Source organism: Virgibacillus sp. NKC19-3 (genome assembly GCF_019837165.1).
Lineage (GTDB): Bacteria > Bacillota > Bacilli > Bacillales > Amphibacillaceae > Virgibacillus_L > Virgibacillus_L saliphilus.
On sequence record NZ_JAGYHC010000001.1, the window covers coordinates 2,931,670 to 2,949,316 of the forward strand.

At 38.6% G+C, this 17,647-nt stretch carries 15 protein-coding genes and 2 riboswitches; of the genes, 3 read left to right on the plus strand and 12 right to left on the minus strand.

Annotation, left to right across the window (positions count from 1 at the left end; translation table 11 throughout):
- Positions 1 to 27: 27 nt before the first annotated feature.
- The gene (locus KFZ56_RS14240; RefSeq protein ID WP_222642577.1) at positions 28 to 1,575 is read right to left on the minus strand and encodes a Na+/H+ antiporter NhaC family protein; all 1,548 of its coding nucleotides are present in this window, start codon (positions 1,573 to 1,575) and stop codon (positions 28 to 30) included.
- 210 nt (positions 1,576 to 1,785) lie between these two features.
- On the opposite strand from KFZ56_RS14240, the gene KFZ56_RS14245 reads away from it, so the two are divergent.
- Positions 1,786 to 2,571: an HAD family hydrolase gene (locus tag KFZ56_RS14245; RefSeq protein ID WP_222642578.1), complete on the plus strand. Its 786-nt coding sequence runs from the start codon at positions 1,786 to 1,788 to the stop codon at positions 2,569 to 2,571.
- Between the two features lie 264 nt (positions 2,572 to 2,835).
- On the opposite strand, the gene KFZ56_RS14250 is transcribed toward KFZ56_RS14245, so the two are convergent.
- From KFZ56_RS14250 to KFZ56_RS14270, 5 genes are all read right to left on the minus strand, one after another.
- The gene (locus tag KFZ56_RS14250) at positions 2,836 to 3,363 is read right to left on the minus strand and encodes a chromate transporter (protein WP_222644003.1); all 528 of its coding nucleotides are present in this window, start codon (positions 3,361 to 3,363) and stop codon (positions 2,836 to 2,838) included.
- Complete coding sequence (locus tag KFZ56_RS14255; protein ID WP_222642579.1) at positions 3,363 to 3,938, minus strand: chromate transporter; 576 nt, start codon at positions 3,936 to 3,938, stop codon at positions 3,363 to 3,365. The genes KFZ56_RS14250 and KFZ56_RS14255 overlap by 1 nt, the downstream gene beginning before the upstream one ends.
- Before the next feature lie 27 nt (positions 3,939 to 3,965).
- Positions 3,966 to 5,579: a gamma-glutamyltransferase gene (ggt, locus tag KFZ56_RS14260; protein WP_222642581.1), complete on the minus strand. Its 1,614-nt coding sequence runs from the start codon at positions 5,577 to 5,579 to the stop codon at positions 3,966 to 3,968.
- Between the two features lie 261 nt (positions 5,580 to 5,840).
- Positions 5,841 to 7,148 (minus strand): uracil/xanthine transporter, encoded by a 1,308-nt coding sequence (locus KFZ56_RS14265; RefSeq protein WP_222642584.1) that lies wholly within the window; start codon positions 7,146 to 7,148, stop codon positions 5,841 to 5,843.
- Positions 7,149 to 7,195: 47 nt separating this feature from the next.
- Positions 7,196 to 8,116 carry an oxamate carbamoyltransferase subunit AllH family protein gene (locus KFZ56_RS14270; RefSeq protein WP_222642586.1) on the minus strand — a complete coding sequence of 307 codons (921 nt, stop codon included), beginning with the start codon at positions 8,114 to 8,116 and terminating at the stop codon, positions 7,196 to 7,198.
- Between the two features lie 242 nt (positions 8,117 to 8,358).
- On the opposite strand from KFZ56_RS14270, the gene KFZ56_RS14275 reads away from it, so the two are divergent.
- Both KFZ56_RS14275 and KFZ56_RS14280 read left to right on the plus strand, forming a co-directional pair.
- Positions 8,359 to 10,002 (plus strand): PucR family transcriptional regulator, encoded by a 1,644-nt coding sequence (locus KFZ56_RS14275; protein ID WP_222642589.1) that lies wholly within the window; start codon positions 8,359 to 8,361, stop codon positions 10,000 to 10,002.
- Between the two features lie 145 nt (positions 10,003 to 10,147).
- Positions 10,148 to 10,792 carry a tetratricopeptide repeat protein gene (locus tag KFZ56_RS14280; RefSeq protein WP_222642590.1) on the plus strand — a complete coding sequence of 215 codons (645 nt, stop codon included), beginning with the start codon at positions 10,148 to 10,150 and terminating at the stop codon, positions 10,790 to 10,792.
- Positions 10,793 to 10,898: 106 nt separating this feature from the next.
- Here KFZ56_RS14280 and sdaAA read toward each other — a convergent pair whose 3' ends face one another.
- From sdaAA to glyA, 6 genes are all read right to left on the minus strand, one after another.
- Positions 10,899 to 11,774, minus strand: coding sequence for an L-serine ammonia-lyase, iron-sulfur-dependent, subunit alpha (gene sdaAA / locus KFZ56_RS14285; protein ID WP_222642592.1), 876 nt, complete (start codon positions 11,772 to 11,774; stop codon positions 10,899 to 10,901).
- A 12-nt stretch (positions 11,775 to 11,786) separates the two neighbouring features.
- Positions 11,787 to 12,449 carry an L-serine ammonia-lyase, iron-sulfur-dependent subunit beta gene (gene sdaAB / locus KFZ56_RS14290; protein WP_222642593.1) on the minus strand — a complete coding sequence of 221 codons (663 nt, stop codon included), beginning with the start codon at positions 12,447 to 12,449 and terminating at the stop codon, positions 11,787 to 11,789.
- Between the two features lie 279 nt (positions 12,450 to 12,728).
- A complete protein-coding gene (lpdA, locus tag KFZ56_RS14295) occupies positions 12,729 to 14,123 on the minus strand; it encodes a dihydrolipoyl dehydrogenase (RefSeq protein ID WP_222642594.1) in 1,395 nt (464 codons plus the stop codon).
- A gap of 53 nt (positions 14,124 to 14,176) precedes the next feature.
- Positions 14,177 to 14,482 carry an iron-sulfur cluster biosynthesis family protein gene (locus KFZ56_RS14300; protein WP_222642595.1) on the minus strand — a complete coding sequence of 102 codons (306 nt, stop codon included), beginning with the start codon at positions 14,480 to 14,482 and terminating at the stop codon, positions 14,177 to 14,179.
- Positions 14,483 to 14,610: 128 nt separating this feature from the next.
- Positions 14,611 to 14,997, minus strand: a complete 387-nt coding sequence (gene gcvH, locus KFZ56_RS14305; RefSeq protein ID WP_375540681.1) for a glycine cleavage system protein GcvH — start codon at positions 14,995 to 14,997, stop codon at positions 14,611 to 14,613.
- A gap of 378 nt (positions 14,998 to 15,375) precedes the next feature.
- Entirely contained in the window at positions 15,376 to 16,626 is a 1,251-nt protein-coding gene (glyA, locus tag KFZ56_RS14310) for a serine hydroxymethyltransferase (RefSeq protein WP_222642596.1), read from the minus strand.
- Positions 16,627 to 16,773: 147 nt separating this feature from the next.
- A riboswitch (glycine riboswitch) is annotated at positions 16,774 to 16,869 on the minus strand.
- A 353-nt stretch (positions 16,870 to 17,222) separates the two neighbouring features.
- A riboswitch (glycine riboswitch) is annotated at positions 17,223 to 17,327 on the minus strand.
- Between the last annotated feature and the right edge of the window lie 320 nt (positions 17,328 to 17,647).

Sequence of the window (17,647 nt, forward strand, 5' to 3'; positions counted from 1 at the left end):
GGGCGGTTCCTTTTCTATCTTCAACCATCACTCAGCCACGTTCTCCACTATCTTCTTCCCCCACACCCGATTTAATATATACGCAAAAGCAAATAACGACACCATACCAATCACTAATGACGCTACGCCGGACTCTGTGATTCCTGCAACAAGGAAGGAAATAATGCCACTAATCCCGGCAGTGATCGCATAAGGCAGTTGTGTATTTACATGATCAATCAAATCGCTGGACGATCCTGCTGACGAAAGAATCGTTGTATCTGATATCGGTGAACAATGATCCCCAAACACGCCTCCACTAAGTACTGCAGCAATTGCCAAATATATTGATAGATCCATCGAGGCTGCAAGTGGCATCGCTATTGGAATCAAGATCGCAAATGTTCCATACGACGTTCCTGTTGTGAATGCTACAATAGCCCCCACAACAAAAAGCAAGAACGGGATAAACGCTGGTGACGCATTTTGCTCAGCGAAATCAACAATATAGGCAGCTGTTCCAAGTTCCGATGTTACACTTCCAATCGACCATGCCAAAGCCAAAATAATATACACTAACATCATGCTTTTGAACCCATTCACATAGATGACCATTGCCTCTTTAAAATGAAACTGTTTTTGCTTCATCCCCATACCTAGACCGACAACTCCTGCAACAAAAGCTGCAATCAAAATGGATAGTCCTCCATCCGATTCTCCAATTGCTGTAACAAAGCCATTTTCCGGAAATCCCCCCGTCCATAAAAACAATGGTGGAATCAACCCGATAAGCACAACAATCGGAACAATCATATTCCGCATTTTCGGTACTGTATTTTCGTCCATTTTCACATCAGTCATTGAATCATCTGCAGGCGGTTCTGCACCATCACGCAATAATTTCCCAGTCGTTCGCGCACGATATTCTGCTTGTGCCATTGGTCCGAAATCCCATTTCATGAAAATAATAATCGCTACAAGCACTATAGCCAGAATCGAGTAGAAATTAAATGGTATCGTGAAAATATACGCCATATACGCTGAACCGGAAATACCAAGCTCCGCAGACTGTGCGCCAATCAGCCCCATTACAAAAACCACCCATGTGGAAACAGGTACCAATAAACACATCGGCGCAGAAGTGGAGTCAACAATATACGCCAGTTTTTCCCTGGAAACTCGCATTTTATCCGTAACCGAACGCATCACACTTCCTACTGTTAATGCATTAAAATAATCATCAAAAAAATTAATAATACCAAAAAGCATCGTTGAGCTCTGCGCACCTCTAGGTGATTTCACCTTACCTGCAATTGCAGTTGCAATCGCATGAGCTCCACCTGTTTTTTGTAAAACAGTAATAAGTACACCAAATAATCCACAATAAATTAAAACCGTCGCACTCCACTCATCACCAACGTTCGGGAGGATGAAATCATTAAATACAGCATATAATCCCATCAGCGGATTCCATCCATGAAGCATAGTAGCGCCCAACCAAACACCTGCAAACAGTGCCGGGATAACATTTCGGGTCAAAAGGGCCAACACAATCGCTATTACTGGCGGTAATAATGAAAGAATTCCAAATTCCATGCGATTCTACCTCCTTTTTTCAAGCTATTTTCAAATGTCGGTTCCCCCTCTCATTGTTATTTTATAGAACTTTTCCACTATAACAAATATACGAATAAGGCTATTAAATTATGTTCCTATACAGAAAATTTCCTACTGATGATTCACTTCTGATTTTCATCGCCCTTTATGATAAAATATATACACAACACATATATAAAGGAGCACAACATGACCTACAAAGTACTATTTCTCGATATTGATGGAACCATTCTAAAACCTGACCATACGTATACGGATTCAACTAAGAATGCTATTTTACAGGCCCAACGCCAGAACATGGAAGTTTTTATATGTACAGGAAGACCGCTTCATGAAGTAGAAAACCTTGCTAAAGAGCTAAACGTAGAATCACTCATTGGCTATAACGGGGCATATGCCGTTTATCAAAATGAGGCCATTATTCATGAACCGTTAGACATAAACCTAGTTCATCAATTTATACAAATCGCAAATGAACACGGGTCTGAAATCGTGCTGTATACCAGTAACAAAAATTACTTTACATCCTTAGACAGCTCGGCGGTCCAACAGTTCAATAAGGTATTTCAGTTAACAAAAAATGATGTATACACAAGTAACGTAGCAGATCCAATTATCGGTGCTACCGTGATAAATGTTGATACTGAAGAAGCCACGCTGTATAAATTGGAGCCATATCTCAGGCTTTCAGAAGTGAATATTGAGGGAGCACCTCAGTCTTATGATATCATCCGGGAAAATGTGAACAAGGGGGAAGCGGTGAAAACGATCCTTAAACGGCTGAACATCTCGAAAGAACAAGCTATTGCCTTCGGAGACGGTATGAATGACAAAGAAATGCTGCAGGCTGTCGGTGAAGGTTTTGCAATGGAAAATGCACATCCAGACCTTTTTACCTATGCCAACCACACAACAACTTCTGTAGCTGATTCTGGGATCTATAATGGGTTAAAGAAGTTAGGGGTGGTTGACTAATGGATTAAAAAAAAGCTAAGCCACTTTAAGCAGTGCTTAGCTTTTTTACATAGACCCTTTTCGTAAGTTTTTTAGATAGTGCTACTTTTATCCTTCGCTAGAATAACAAACGTATACCAGTCCGTCTATCTGTATTGCTCTTATAAATGGGGGCGGTGGGACGAACTTTAATACAGCTTATACGTTACTAATCGGACGCCCTGAGCCTTTGTGCTTACCCAATTTTTTTAGAAAATATCCTTCATTTTAGATACCTTAAGTCCGCTATAGAAGAAGGCCACCATAGATAAATGCCCCAATAATCACAAATGCCGGATGCAATTTCACGCGTTCCAACAATAAATAACTTGCAACAATGATAATTCCCGTTTGCCAGAATCCAATATCAACGTAGGATTCCTTAAAAAAATTCCATGCCATCACACCGAGTAATATAGCTATCACCGGGCGGACATATAACGTCAGTCGCTTTACTTTTGGGGACTCCTTATATTTCAATAGAAAACCAAATAATAAAATCATAATAATGAGCGAAGGAGCAACTGCCGCAAAAACACCAACAAACGCACCGAACACGCCGCCTACGTCATAGCCAATATAGCCGGCCATTTTCGTTGCAATGGGACCTGGTAATGAATTCCCAAGAGCCAAAACCTCACTGAATTCTTGTACTGTCATCCAACCATACCGATCGACAACTTCATTCTCTACCAGTGGAATCGATGCTGGACCGCCGCCATAACCAAGTATTCCGGGAACAAAAAACGCGACAAAAATCTCCCAATATATCATCATGGTGAATCACCTTCTCTGCTTCCATCATCATGCTTGGATTTATCTTTTTGAACCAGGGCAAAGACAAGCAGCACCCCAATTACGATCCCAGGGTGAACATTCAGAAACTGAAGGAGTGCAAAAATAATCACACTCATTATTCCTGTCTTGATCCAGCCCATCCCGCCAATAGCTTTTTCAATAAATTGCCATGTCAGTACTGCCAACATAACACCAACAACTGGGATAACAGCAGCAGTCATCCCTTGCACCCAATCGAAATCTTTAACGGACGATAAAGACGTTAGTAGCACAATCATTAAAATTACTGTCGGTACAATTGTTGCCAGAACAGCATTTATCATTCCCCATATGCCTCTCACACGGTAACCGACATAGCCGGGTAATTTCGTAGCGATAGGACCTGGTAACGTATTTCCCAGGGCTAATAAATCACCAAATTCATCCGCCGTCATCCATTTATATTTGTCTACAACTTCCTTATGAATTAATGGAATCGAACCTGGCCCTCCGCCATAACCAAGCATTCCTACCCGAAAGAAAGCTATAAAAATATTCCAGTGTGTTCGCATATCCTCACAAATCCTTTACGTAAATAATTACCATGACGCAATTGCACCATCTGTGCGAGATTCCGTACCACCTACTAATACACCAGTATCAGGGTCACGCCAAATGATTTGCCCACGACCAAAACCAGTCGAGTCCAGTTGTATTTTAATATCATGCCCTTTATCTGCTAGTTCTTGTGCAATATGATGAGGGAATCGATGTTCTAATTCGACAGTTTTATCCTTATCCCATCGCCAGCGCGGTGCATCCAATGTAGCTTGAGGGTTTAAACCAAAATCGATTGTATTCATCACAATTTGCAGATGTCCTTGTGGATGCATTAATCCTCCCATAACACTGAACGGACCGATAGGTTCCTCTCCTTTTGTCAAAAACCCAGGGATAATCGTATGAAATGTTCGCTTTCCACCGTCTAATGCATTAACATGATTCGGATCCAACGAAAAATCATGCCCCCGATTTTGCATGGCTATTCCGGTTCCCGGAATCACGATACCAGAACCGAATCCCATGTAATTACTCTGTTTAAATGAAACCATATTTCCTTCATTATCCGCGGTAGCTAAATAAACTGTACCACTATCTGATGGATCACCCGCCTCAGGGGTTAGAGCTTCCTCAGTAATAAGCGCTCTTCGCTTTTCTGCATAGGCGTCGCTTAACATTTGCTTTGATGTATATTTCATGTGTTGCTCTTCTGTCACATACTTGAATCCATCAACAAATGCCAATTTCATAGCTTCGATTTGTTTATGATATGTATCTGTTGATTCTTTTTCTTTAAAATCGAATCCTCGCAGAATATTTAGTGCTTGTAATGCAACAATCCCTTGTCCATTTGGAGGAATTTCCCATACATCATAGCCACGGTAATTAACCTTAATCGGCTTAACCCATTCTGCCTTATGCTCCGCTAAATCTTCCTTTGTTAAAAATCCGCCATTTTCCTGGGAATAAGCAGCGATTTTCTCCGCCAGATCCCCACGATAAAAAGACTCTGCTCCCGTATCAGCAATGGATTGCAATGTTTTTGCATGATCGGGTGATGTCCAAATCTCTCCAACTCTTGGAGCTCGGCCATTCGGCGTAAACGTTTGGAACCAACTTTCGAAAACCTTATCAGTTAGATTCACTTTAAATTTTTGATATGCCTTCTTCCAAAGTTTCCCTAAAGTAGGGGATACCGGAAACCCTTCAGATGCGTAATCAATTGCTGGCTGCAACACTTCCTGTAATGATAGTTTACCAAATTCATTTGATAACGCTGCCCACGCACTGGGTGCGCCAGGAACAGTTACTGGAAACCAGCCGTATGTCGGCATTTTATCGTGTCCAGCTTCTTTTATGGCATCAATGGAAATGTTTTTAGGTGATCTACCGCTAGCATTCAGTCCATGCAACTTGCCCTTTGTCCATACCAGAGCAAATGCATCACTACCGATACCATTTCCAGTCGGCTCCACTACTGTCAGACAAGCAGCAGTAGCAATCGCCGCGTCAATGGCATTTCCACCTTTTTTCAAAATATCCAGCCCTGCCTGTGCAGCAAGTGGCTGCGATGTTGCAACCATCCCATTCTTCGCATATGTAGCATTTCTTGTAGCTGGATAAGGATGAGTTTGATTAGTAAAACTGTTCATACATTGACACTCCTATGCTATAAAATAGTTCAGAAATATATAATATATTACGGAATAATAATGGGTTTGTCAATACAAAAATAAAGAATAGATATTATTACACTTTCACTTTATAAAGGAATTTCTATAAATACCGTTATATTGTATTACTCTATATAAAAACGCATTCTGATAAGAATTAAAAATGCTGCTGATCACGAAGCATTCTACATACCCGTCATTCAGCAGCACTCCTTATGGGGAAATGCTTCATCTATAACTCTATTTACTTACACCATACCGATCCCAATGAAATAAATTTTCCAATAGAAGCGCCAGCGTAACTCCCACGATTAATCCATTACTAAATAGTGGACGAATAATACTAGGGATCGTTTCAAAATAACTTGCAGGCATTGTCATAATAATTAATCCTGTAAAAAGTGGCACTGCGGAACGATAGACATTTATTGTATTAAAGTTAACTTGGTTAAAGAAGTTCAAGGAGGAATTCAGTAACATTACGTATGAAACAAACAACACGGCGCTACCAACGCTCAATGGTAATTGAGAGAAAAAATTCCCTAAAGGTGGGATAAGTCCGATTACCAAAAACATAAAACCACCTAAAATAAAGGGCATTCTTTTGATAATGCCAGTTTGATTAAGAAATCCAATCGATGACACATAAGGTGAATATGGAACGAGTCCAAGAAACCCTGAAATGCCGGTTATAATACCTGTAATCGTAAAGGACGCACGATACTGCTTATTAGTTGTTACCATGTTATATATACTGTCCGTTCCTCTTAAAGCTCCAAACGTATTAGCAGTATTTAATAACCCAGTAAGAACAATGGTTATAATTATTCCGATATTCCAGAAAGGCTCCCCTAAAGGAAATAATTGTATGCTTAAAGTAGCACGGCCTCCAGTTGAAGGACTGGCTCCAAATATCAATACATAAGCAATCCAACCAATGATAATACCGATAAGCAAACTATATTGCCGAATGCTCGGTTTCGCTTTAACACTAATGATAATGACACCAATGACAATAATAATGGACAACATGGATTCGGCAATATCAATGCTCCCATCCTGGGCAGCATTTCCAAAAGGAATCCCGAGCATCCCTTTCATAAAAATTCCAACCAATTGAGCACCGAATAAAAACATAAATACGCCCATAACAGCTGGATTAAATAATTTTGCAAGATGTGGCCCAAGTCCAGTTAACCCAATGAGGACGGTAATAATTCCTGAAATGATGATACCTACAGTTATACTGCCTCCTAGTTCTGATAACGGCATACCTTGTGCAATAGCTGTATTTACAAGAGTTAAAATAACCCCCCACCACAGACCGGATTGGCCTTCCAAGAGCGCACGTTGATGTCCTATTAACGCCTGGATCATGCATGCAATCCCAGTTAAAATAAATGAAAGTTGAAGCAATGCCACAATTCTTTCCTGCGGCAGTTCAAATGCAGCTCCAACTGTAATAGGAATAACAACAATGTTTGTAAAAATAAAAAAGAGCCATTGTAAGCCCGATAACCAGTTACTTGATTTTAATAATTCTTTCATTGTTCCACCAGCCTTTTATAGTTCCAATCCATGTCTATTTTACAACATTAATCACATAAAAAGGGTTCGTAAATTACTGCTTTTATTCCCAACAACATACCAAGCAGTGTATCTGTACCAGATGTATGTCCAAACCCGGCTACCTTCTCCAACGCCGTTATAAAATTACTATTTTCTAAATCAAGCAGCTGTTGGCTTAACTGTTTAATATGCGAATGAAAATTGTTCCTAGTTGCATACAGCAAATACTCATATCCAATTTGTGTGGTTCGCTGCTTTCCTTTTCGTAATAAGTAAAACTCCAACTGAGTAAGAAAAGATTTATTTATCCCACCAAGATTTGATAGAATAGCACATACTCCAATTATCATATCATCTCCACTCGGAGTTAGGCCACGCCCTCTTCCAACCCAATAATCAAACACAGAATCAGTGTCCATGGATCCGTTTCCTTGAACTAAAGCTACTACATTTTTCATGTTCGTTAAAATAGGTTGGTTACTGTAGACTATCGATGAAGATGACAAATAGTCCCTCAGTATATCTTTCTCCTCATGAGATTGCGCCAATCCTGTTTGCCACGCTTTTCGTTCTAGAAACGATACAATATATTCAGCATTCGTTTTTAGAATGGAAAGTTTAAATGGAGAACTAATGAGCTTATTGTCTGATACTTGAGCCTGCTCCAATTTAAGCGACATTGCACTGGTAAAGAAAAATAGCCGATTATCACACCTATTCCAATGCACGTACTGCCCTAAACTTATTTGTTGTATCAATTGTCGTACATCGAACCGATCCACCCCTATACCAAAAGGGGCTATCCCATTTTCAAGTGCTCCAATATGCACAATCTTATCACCAAATAGTAAATTAAAACTATTGGTAAAGATACTGTGGGTTATGCCTTTAGGATTTTCACGGAGAATACGATCCACTTCGATACCTAAAAGACTAGCTGTCCCCATATTCCACCTCTTACCACGAAGAATCTTTTAAAGAAGACGCCTATTCATCGAATAGTGCATACAACCTAAAACCAGGTTATTCCATCACCATACCATTATTTTAATAGGCCGACTGTATAAAGTCATTGTTTAAAATGAATAAAATTAGCAATATTTTTTGTTTACTTTTCACTTGAAACATATTATAGTAAAAATAAGCCTTTCCGTATAACTGCTAATACTTATACAAACGAGGGATATGTATGAAGACATTAAACAATTTATTTATCATAGAAGGTATGAAAGATTGTACTGTTCTCGCGGGCCATAGAGGTTTAACCCGCAATGTTGAATCTGTTAACATATCAGACGCCCCTGACATCATCCAGTTCTTAGAGAAAAACCATCTACTGCTTACAACTGGGTACGGTTTTAAAGATGATATACAAAAGTTTTGTGAACTAATTGAACAAATGCATGCCCTTAATTGTACAGGAATTGTCATTAAAATAGACCGATTTTTGCAAACTTTGCCGGAAGATGTAAAGTTACTTGCCGATGAATTAGCTTTTCCAATTATTGATTTACCTATAGAACACGCACTAGGCAATGTCTCTCGTTATATCTTAAATTATTTAAATGATCATGAAGCGGAGCAGTTATATTACGCGCTACATGTTCAAAAAGAGTTTTCAGAGATGATGATTAAAGATTATAGTTTGCCTGCACTTATACAACAATTAGGTTATTTTGTTGATCGGCCAGCCATTTTATTAAATCATAGAGGAGAAAGTATTGCCCGTAGTCATGATTTTCGTAAAGATTCTATGAAAATAGTAGAGCAGGAGATTAGACAAAAGGTGAAAGAAGATCTTAAAAACGCACGTGCCGGAGCCACTTTTACAATTCCGTCGAAAGTATATCAGTCTACTACAACTTTTCCTGTTAAAACGAAACGGCAATATCCCAGCATGCTCGTTATCCTAGATTCTTTAACCTTACCCTACCCCTCTTCACAGATGGCTATTGAGCAAGCAGGCAACGTTATATCATTTACCATGATTAAACAGCAAGCTATTGATGAAAATTCGAGATTATTAAAAAATAACTTTTTTGCTGATTTAATTGAAAATAGAATTCATTCGGAGGAGGAAATTTTAAGCCGCGGAAATTATTATGGGCTAAAAACAGATGTGGATAATACCTGTATTATTTGCTCGCTGGACACAACAGGGGATAATTATGAAACACTGCAATTACGTGAAAAAAAATTCGGAGAACAACATAATACAATCTATGATCAATTAGAAGATGAAATCATAAACGAGGATATGGACGCAATCTTATTTACAAAAGAAAAATACTTTGTCATATTGTTACCCTCTTATAATGATTATGACAACGAAATTAAAAGGATTACCCGATTTCTCGAAAGCACGCAGAAAAAAATTCAAGGAGATTTTTCCGTTTCGTTTGGCATAAGTAACCCTATCCACACATTTTCAGATATTCCAACAGCCTATCAAGAAGCTGTAGAAGCAATAATGACTGGGTATGCAGCAAACAAGTCCGGGTTTATTAATTTTTATAAATCAAAAGAAGTGGAAGAGTTATTGAAAACGCTCCCTGAAAAGGATTTAAAATCATTATACGAAGATACGCTTAAATCCCTTGCCTACCCTAAAACAAAAGAAGATGTGGAATTAATAAAAACAATAGAGGTATACTTAGAATGCCAATGTGAAATAACAGAAACATCTAGAAGATTATACGTTCATAGAAATACGGTCAAATACCGAATTAAAAAATTAGAAGAAATGCTAAGCTGCTCATTTCGTGATCCTACAGATTCCCTAAGAATTCGTGTTGCTTTAGTAATTGGGTCTATTCTTGAAGAAAATAAGTAAAAAACGATTACACTGTCTGCTTCAGATAGTATAATCGTTTTATTTATTCGTTCCAACTCGACCTGTGGATTGTCTAACTACATAATTATTTCGCTGCACTCCCCTCTTTAAGCATATAAATATGATCAAAAGGTGGTAAGGTACTATGAAAAATATAAAAAATCAATTACATCGTGCATTTGAATTCGTGAATAATGGCTATTTAAAGCAAGCTGAGATTCTATATTTGGAATGTTTGGATGAGATAGATGACCAACAGTCTCATTTTTATAAACAGGCAATACATGGTCTTGGCCTGGTAAAGAGCGAATTAAATCAGTTTAAAGAAGCATATCAACTGTACACAGAAGTTTTACACATAACTAGGAATGATAAAGATGTACAAGGTGAGGCGGTTGCTTATCATCAGCTTGGTATGGTTGAGCGTTCGAGTGAAAATTTCAAGAAGGCACTCTACTTTTTTGCAAAGGAATATGAAATCTACGATACCATGTTTCCAAAGTTTCACTTGGGGTTTGCAGCTAATTTGTATGAGAGAGGGAAAACTTACCTGCTGCAGAACAAGCTCAAAGAGGCTAAGAATATGATGGAAGTTTCCCTAAATCATGGGGATCAAACAGAAGATGTTATTGTCGTTGGTTATGCCCGTCGAGATCTAGGGTATATTTTTCAACAGCTTGGTGAGAAGCAAAAGGCAATGACCCATTATACGTATGCACTTGATGCGTTTCAAAAAGCGGATGACAGTCAGACCATTAACGATATAGAAAAGAAAATAGCAAATCTATAATTTTATACATGTGGGTAAAAATTTACGATTTGCCATTTTATATTAGACTTAATACTAAAGAAAAGTTTTTACCGACTAGAAACCTCCGGATATTATAAAGAGTCCATTATGCTAAGGAACCAAATATTTTTTCTTTCAACAACTGCCCTGTTGGCGTAGCAGCTAAACCACCTTCACCAGTCTCTCTTAAAGTAGATGGCATCGTTTTACCGATACGATACATCGCACCAATAACTTCATCACATGGAATACGACTCGTAACCCCTGCTAACGCCATATCAGCTGATACAATAGCGAGAGAAGCACCTCCTGCATTACGTTTAACACATGGAACTTCCACTAGCCCTGCCACAGGATCACAAACAAGTCCAAGCATATTTTTTAATGTCATTGCAAAGGCATCTGCTGAGGCTTGAGATGTTCCCCCGGCCATTTCCACAATGGCAGCTGCAGCCATACCAGCTGCAGAACCAACTTCTGCTTGACAACCTCCTGCAGCACCCGAGATAAAGGCGTTGTTGGCAACTACAAATCCAAAAGCACCAGCTGTAAACAAATAACGTACCATCTGTTTACGTGTCGGGTTTAGCTGATTTTTCACTGCAAATAATGTTCCTGGAACAACGCCTGCGCTACCCGCTGTTGGAGTTGCACAAATCGTCCCCATGGCTGCATTTACTTCATTTGTGCCCATTGCTTTACTTACTGCATCCAAAAGTACGTTGCCGGCTAATGGGGTATTGTTTTTCATATATTCCTGAATTAAAACAGCATCTCCACCAGTTAAACCAGTTACAGAGTTTACCCCTTTTAGGCTATCTTCAACTGCATTTTCCATCACGTCAAGATTTCTTTCCATTTCAGACAATATGGCTTCTCTTGTTTTTTCTTTAGCATCCATCTCTTGACGGATCATCACCTCAGAAATCAATATGTTTTCTTTTTCTGCTAACTCTACTAATTCTGCTACTGTTCGAAACATATGATACCTCCTTTAACTAACAATCATCGACACATGAAGAATATTTTGCATTTTCATTAATTCTTGCAGAACAAGTTCTTCAACATTTTGATCTGTTTCAATCACCATTAATGCTTCCTCACCAAGGTCTTTCCGATTTACTTCCATATGCCCGATATTTATTTTGTGTTTAGCCAAGATGGCCGTAACAGAGGCTATAGCACCAAAATGGTCATTATGTGTGACAAGAATCGCTGGATGATTTCCGGACAAACGCAGTTCAAAGCCATTTAGTTCGCTGATTTCAACTTTTCCACCACCAATAGATACTCCTACTAACTCTACTTGATCTCGAGCATTGCCAATAATTAAACGGGCTGTGTTTGGGTGGCTTACTGCGCTTGTGTCTTCAATAAATTCAATCCTTAATCCACGCGCTTTTGCAAGTTCAAGTGCTTTATTCATTCTTGGATCATCCGTTTCAAAGCCTAATAATCCTCCAGCAAGGGCAAAGTCCGTCCCATGACCTTTGTATGTTTTAGCAAAGGACTCATATAAATGGATCTTTGCCCAATGCGGTTCACTCCCTAATAAATTTCGTGCAGCTTTCCCAATTCTCGCCGCTCCTGCTGTATGGGAACTTGATGGTCCAATCATTAATGGACCGATAATGTCAAACACTGAATTATATTTCATATATACCACCGCCTTTATAATAAAGTGAAGCTTCATTCCGTAAGCGGTCTCTTCCTTCTCCCCGCTATTGAATGATGATCCAATATAAACAAAAGAACAAATTTTTAAAAATATTGATATATAAAATGTTACGCAAATTCAATTGTTTTATTGCCACAAATAATAATCTAAATTAGAGGAAAATATTTGCATGTATCCTGCAAGTACAACAAAGTCTACCTTTCCTTTCAACTATTCTACTGCTTTTTCGTTCAGCATCTTGTTTCGATATTGCCAGATCTAAGCATGAATCTCCATACCATCTACTGCTAATGCTGCTTCACCAATTGCTTCAGATAGTGTTGGATGAGGGTGAATGGTGTGAGCAATGTCCATAGCTGTAGCATTTAATACTTGGGCTAGACCCGCTTCTGTGATCATATCCGTGGCATGTGGCCCTACCATATGTGCTCCTAACAGCTTATTCGACGCTTCTTCAACAACAAATTTGACAAAACCGTCCGATTTACCGAATACAAGAGACTTCCCAATTGCGCGAAATGGGAATTTACCTATTTTCACCTGATAACCTTTCTCCTTTGCCTCAGCCTCTGTAAAACCAACACTTGCTGCTTCCGGATTGCTGTAGATACACCTTGAAACAAGTGGATAATCAAGTGATGCAGGTTTTTTACCAGCTATATGTTCGACTGCGATCAACCCTTCATGTGATGCAACATGAGCAAGTTGTAAGCTGTCTATCACATCACCAATAGCATAGATACTTCGTTCGTTTGTTTGGTAGTATTGATTTGTAGTAATAAAGCCACGTTCCATTTCAATCGTCGTATTTTCGAGACCAAGTCCTTCTGTATTCGGTAAACGACCGACAGAAACAAATAATTTATCTGCAGAAAATAGCGTTTCTTTTCCTTTATGTTCTACTTTAATGGAAACACCGTCGCTCTTTTCTAATGTTTCAGAAAGCACCTTTGCGCCTGTTATAACTTTAACACCTTTTTTCTTCATTAACCTTTGTACTTCTTTTGAAATATCTTTATCTTCCATCGGTAAAATCCTATTCGCATATTCTATCACTGTTACTTTTAGTCCGAAGTCAACAAACATCGATGCCCATTCAATTCCAATTACACCCCCGCCCACAATGATAATGGAATCCGGTAACTCTTCTAATTTCAAGGCTTCTTCAGACGTCATCACATACTGTCCATCTACTTCCAGTCCGGGGAGCGTTTTTGGGCGGGAACCTGTAGCAATGATACTATTTTTGGATTTTAATATTTGCTCTTCATTATTCTTTTTTACTAGTACATCTTTTGATTCTAAAATACTTCCAGTCCCCTCATAAACATCAATTTTCCCTTTTGTCATTAAATGTTGAATCCCCTTAAATAAGTGCGTCACGATTTCCTCTTTTCGGGATTGCACCTTTGAAAAATCAAGCCCAACCTCGGAAGCTATAACACCATATGTTTCTCCATTTTTTGTATCAGCATATACTTCCGCACATCTTAAGAATGCTTTGCTTGGGATACAACCAGCATGGAGGCATGTTCCACCTAGCTTCTCCTTTTCCACTATCGCTGTTTTTAAGCCTAACTGGGTTGCACGAATAGCTGTAACATATCCTCCTGGTCCACCGCCAATAATAGTAACATCATATTCTTCTTCCATTAGAAACCCTCTCCCTCTATTTTCCCTTTGAACAATTGCTCTTTCTGATCCTGTTAATCCAGTTCAATTGCACATGCACTTGATATAAAACTCGTTCCAATTAGGAACCCTTGCTCAATGTTATAATCAATTTGCGTTTCTTCATCTAAATAACGCTTCGAAAAACGGTCTATACGTATTTGAATTCCCTCATATTCTATAACTGAATCCTTTCGGCGCACCCCATCGAAAACAAGCTTGAGTTTCACAGATATTCCACAGCCACCAGCCATCTCAGCATCAATCCGAGGATACCGCTCTTCTTTTATTTCTGTAGTCTTAAGCTGATCGAGCGCTGAATCTGTTAAAGTAATAGTCAATTAGCTGCCCCCTTTCGCTGTCAAATTCTGAAACACTTTCCGTTTTATTGCTTGGACTTACACTTGGATAGGTAATAGTCATACATGCCAGCTCCGTGTCCAGCAAATACCAATAGGTGCTAGCCAATTTATTCCCCACCTTCATTAATAAACGCCTGGTAACTTTCTTCATTTAATAGTGTTTCCAATTCCTCAGGATTAGATAATTCTACTTCTACTAACCAACCTGACTCATATGGTTCTTCATTTATCAATTCCGGGCTATCATCTAACACCTCATTTGCTTGAACAACCACTCCTGATACTGGAGAATAAAGATCTGAAACCGCCTTAACTGACTCAATGGTGCCCATTAATTCGTTTGCCGTGACTTCATCATCTTCTACCGGATTTTCTACAAAGACGATATCCCCTAATTCTTCTTGTGCATAATTTGAGATCCCGATTCGTACATTATTCTCGTCTAAACGTAAAACCCATTCATGTTCCTTGCTATACAGCAACTCATTCATCATTTACTGTTTTCCTCCCGAACGTATTTTTTAACATCCTGAGTCCATCTTATTCTTTTATAAAATGATGTTGGGGCTACAACCACATCATTTTTTACGAATTTGCATTTTAAGTGGTGCCCCAACTTCCTTATTGTCAACACAGCGCCGTAAGCTAAGTGTAGGCCAAACCCACCTTCCCCGATGTAACCTGTGCAAGAAATTAGAACATCTTCTACTCCACCGAAGTTCACATATTACGCAAAATGGAAAAGGTTAGTTTTACATCAATCTGTATCTATTCATTTTTGCAAATTTGTTTCGGGCTTCTTTAAAGACTTTACCTTAGTTTGCTGCATGAATCACTTGATTATTTTTGACCTTCGTTACATCGTTTGTTTCTTATACTTCCACTGGATTTTGATATAGCTGAAATGCATCACAAATTTCTTTCGTTGTTTGTTTTGCTTTCTCCAGTACTTCCTTATCTTCTTTATTATTCAAAACGGAAGCAATGACTTTTCCGATTTTCTCCATCTCTTCTTGCTTCATACCTCGTGTTGTTAAGGCAGCTGTACCCATACGAATTCCACTTGTAACAAATGGACTTTCTGGATCATATGGGATCGTATTTTTATTTGCAGTAATTCCTACATCTTCTAATATCTTTTCTGCATCTTTACCTGTTAATTTCCACGGACGTACATCTAAAAGAACAATATGATTATCTGTTCCCCCCGATACAAGTGTTGCACCTTCATTTTTTAATGTTTTACTAAGAACTTTTGCATTTTGAACAATTTGTTTGGCGTACTCTGTAAAACTTGGCTGTAATGCTTCATTGAAAGCAACGGCCTTAGCAGCAATAATATGCATTAATGGTCCACCCTGAATTCCCGGGAAAACAGCCTTATTAACCTTCTTCATAACCTCCTCGTCATTCGTTAAAATAATTCCTCCACGCGGTCCTCTTAATGTTTTATGTGTCGTACTAGTCACAACATCTGCATACGGGATCGGTGATGGATGAACTCCAGTTGCTACAAGTCCTGCGATATGAGCCATATCTACCATCAGTTTTGCTCCAACTTGATCCGCAATTTCCTTAAAGCGTGCAAAATCAATCGTCCTTGCGTAAGCACTTCCTCCTGCAATAATCACGTTAGGTTTTTCTTTTTCGGCTATCGCTTCTAATTCATCGTAATCGATCAATTGCGTGTCTTTATTCACTTCATAAGATACGACATCAAACCATTTTCCAGAAATATTGACAGGGCTTCCATGAGTCAAGTGCCCCCCATGTGAAAGATTCATTCCCATTATTTTATCACCAGGCTGTAGTAATGCATAAAAAACGGCAAAGTTTGCTTGTGCACCTGAATGTGACTGTACATTCGCATATTTGGCATTAAATAATTTAGTTAGGCGTTCAATAGCAGTTGTTTCAGCTATATCGACATATTCACATCCGCCATAATAACGTTTCCCAGGATAACCTTCTGCATATTTATTTGTCATCACACTCCCCATTGCCTCTAATACATCTTCACTAACAAAGTTCTCGGATGCAATTAACTCCAGTGTGTCATGTTGACGCTCATGTTCCTTTTTAATCGCTTCAAAAATAATGGAATCATTTTGTTGTAAACTCATTGTTTACTCCTCCTTTTTAATTTGTACGCCTGACCCATAACCCTAAGTCTTTCATTATATCGGGTTACCTACCTTGAAAGTAATGGGATGATTCTTTAACCCTTTTATATACGTCAAAAAAGGACAGAGAAGGGTATCATGCATTTGCTACCCTTCTCTGTCCTTTTTACCTGAGAGATTAACTCCTTCTTAGAGCTTTCCCCTTTGGTGGCGTTTATATACGCTCTCTCCAGAGGTGCGTCCTGTTGTGGTTTCATCTACCTGAGAGATTTATTCCAAGGGTATTTTTGGAACTTGCTCCTTCGGTGAACATACACTTTCCCACGACAATCATCCGCCGATATTAAATTTCTATTCCTTTCATAATAACTATACTAACGAATATAACTTTCCATTTTTTCCATAATTAAGGGATGAAGTTTATCTGAACAACACATTAGTATTCAACACTTTTTAGGAACCGCTTTCAAAGCCTCAAAATTAAAAAACGATTTGTCAATAAAAAGGACAGAGGAAAATAGGTGTTTTCTATTTTCCTCTGTCCTTTTACCTGAGAGTTTAACTCCGTTGGTGGCCTGTGGCTCTCTCCAGAGACGCGTCTTATTGTGATCCTTTAACCTGAGAGATTAACACCCAATTTTGGGTACTTGCTCCTTCGGTGCTAAGTTAAAACTTTACTTAGTCTCTCCCACAATTTTCAACCGCAACTATTTATTTATATTTTATAATAATGTGAAATCGGACTTTTGTCAACCATATTTTTAGTTTTGTACTTTCACCAAATTATAAATCAATATGGAGCAATTTAAAGGGCCTGCCTTTCTTCTCATGAATACTATTCTACAAACGCTTCTTTTTTACATGTTTGAAGAATAGTATTAAGGTAGAAAAAATAGAAACAAAGGTTGGACACTTAAGTAGTTCTATTATCGATATAAACTCTATTAACAATAATAAGGATATGGAATCTGGTACAAAATCGTAAATAAACCAAAGCTATCATTCCTGTCTATTCATGGTA

Bases quoted from the DNA above. Each gene is read 5' to 3' on its own strand.
- KFZ56_RS14240 (WP_222642577.1), bottom strand. From the start codon at position 1,575: ATGGAATTTGGAATTCTTTCATTATTACCGCCAGTAATAGCGATTGTG.
- KFZ56_RS14250 (WP_222644003.1), bottom strand. From the start codon at position 3,363: ATGATATATTGGGAGATTTTTGTCGCGTTTTTTGTTCCCGGAATACTT.
- sdaAB (WP_222642593.1), bottom strand. From the start codon at position 12,449: ATGAAATATAATTCAGTGTTTGACATTATCGGTCCATTAATGATTGGA.
- KFZ56_RS14275 (WP_222642589.1), top strand. From the start codon at position 8,359: ATGAAGACATTAAACAATTTATTTATCATAGAAGGTATGAAAGATTGT.
- KFZ56_RS14270 (WP_222642586.1), bottom strand. From the start codon at position 8,116: ATGGGGACAGCTAGTCTTTTAGGTATCGAAGTGGATCGTATTCTCCGT.
- KFZ56_RS14245 (WP_222642578.1), top strand. From the start codon at position 1,786: ATGACCTACAAAGTACTATTTCTCGATATTGATGGAACCATTCTAAAA.
- sdaAA (WP_222642592.1), bottom strand. From the start codon at position 11,774: ATGTTTCGAACAGTAGCAGAATTAGTAGAGTTAGCAGAAAAAGAAAAC.
- glyA (WP_222642596.1), bottom strand. From the start codon at position 16,626: ATGAGTTTACAACAAAATGATTCCATTATTTTTGAAGCGATTAAAAAG.
- KFZ56_RS14265 (WP_222642584.1), bottom strand. From the start codon at position 7,148: ATGAAAGAATTATTAAAATCAAGTAACTGGTTATCGGGCTTACAATGG.
- KFZ56_RS14255 (WP_222642579.1), bottom strand. From the start codon at position 3,938: ATGCGAACACACTGGAATATTTTTATAGCTTTCTTTCGGGTAGGAATG.
- lpdA (WP_222642594.1), bottom strand. From the start codon at position 14,123: ATGGAAGAAGAATATGATGTTACTATTATTGGCGGTGGACCAGGAGGA.
- ggt (WP_222642581.1), bottom strand. From the start codon at position 5,579: ATGAACAGTTTTACTAATCAAACTCATCCTTATCCAGCTACAAGAAAT.
- KFZ56_RS14280 (WP_222642590.1), top strand. From the start codon at position 10,148: ATGAAAAATATAAAAAATCAATTACATCGTGCATTTGAATTCGTGAAT.
- gcvH (WP_375540681.1), bottom strand. From the start codon at position 14,997: ATGATGAATGAGTTGCTGTATAGCAAGGAACATGAATGGGTTTTACGT.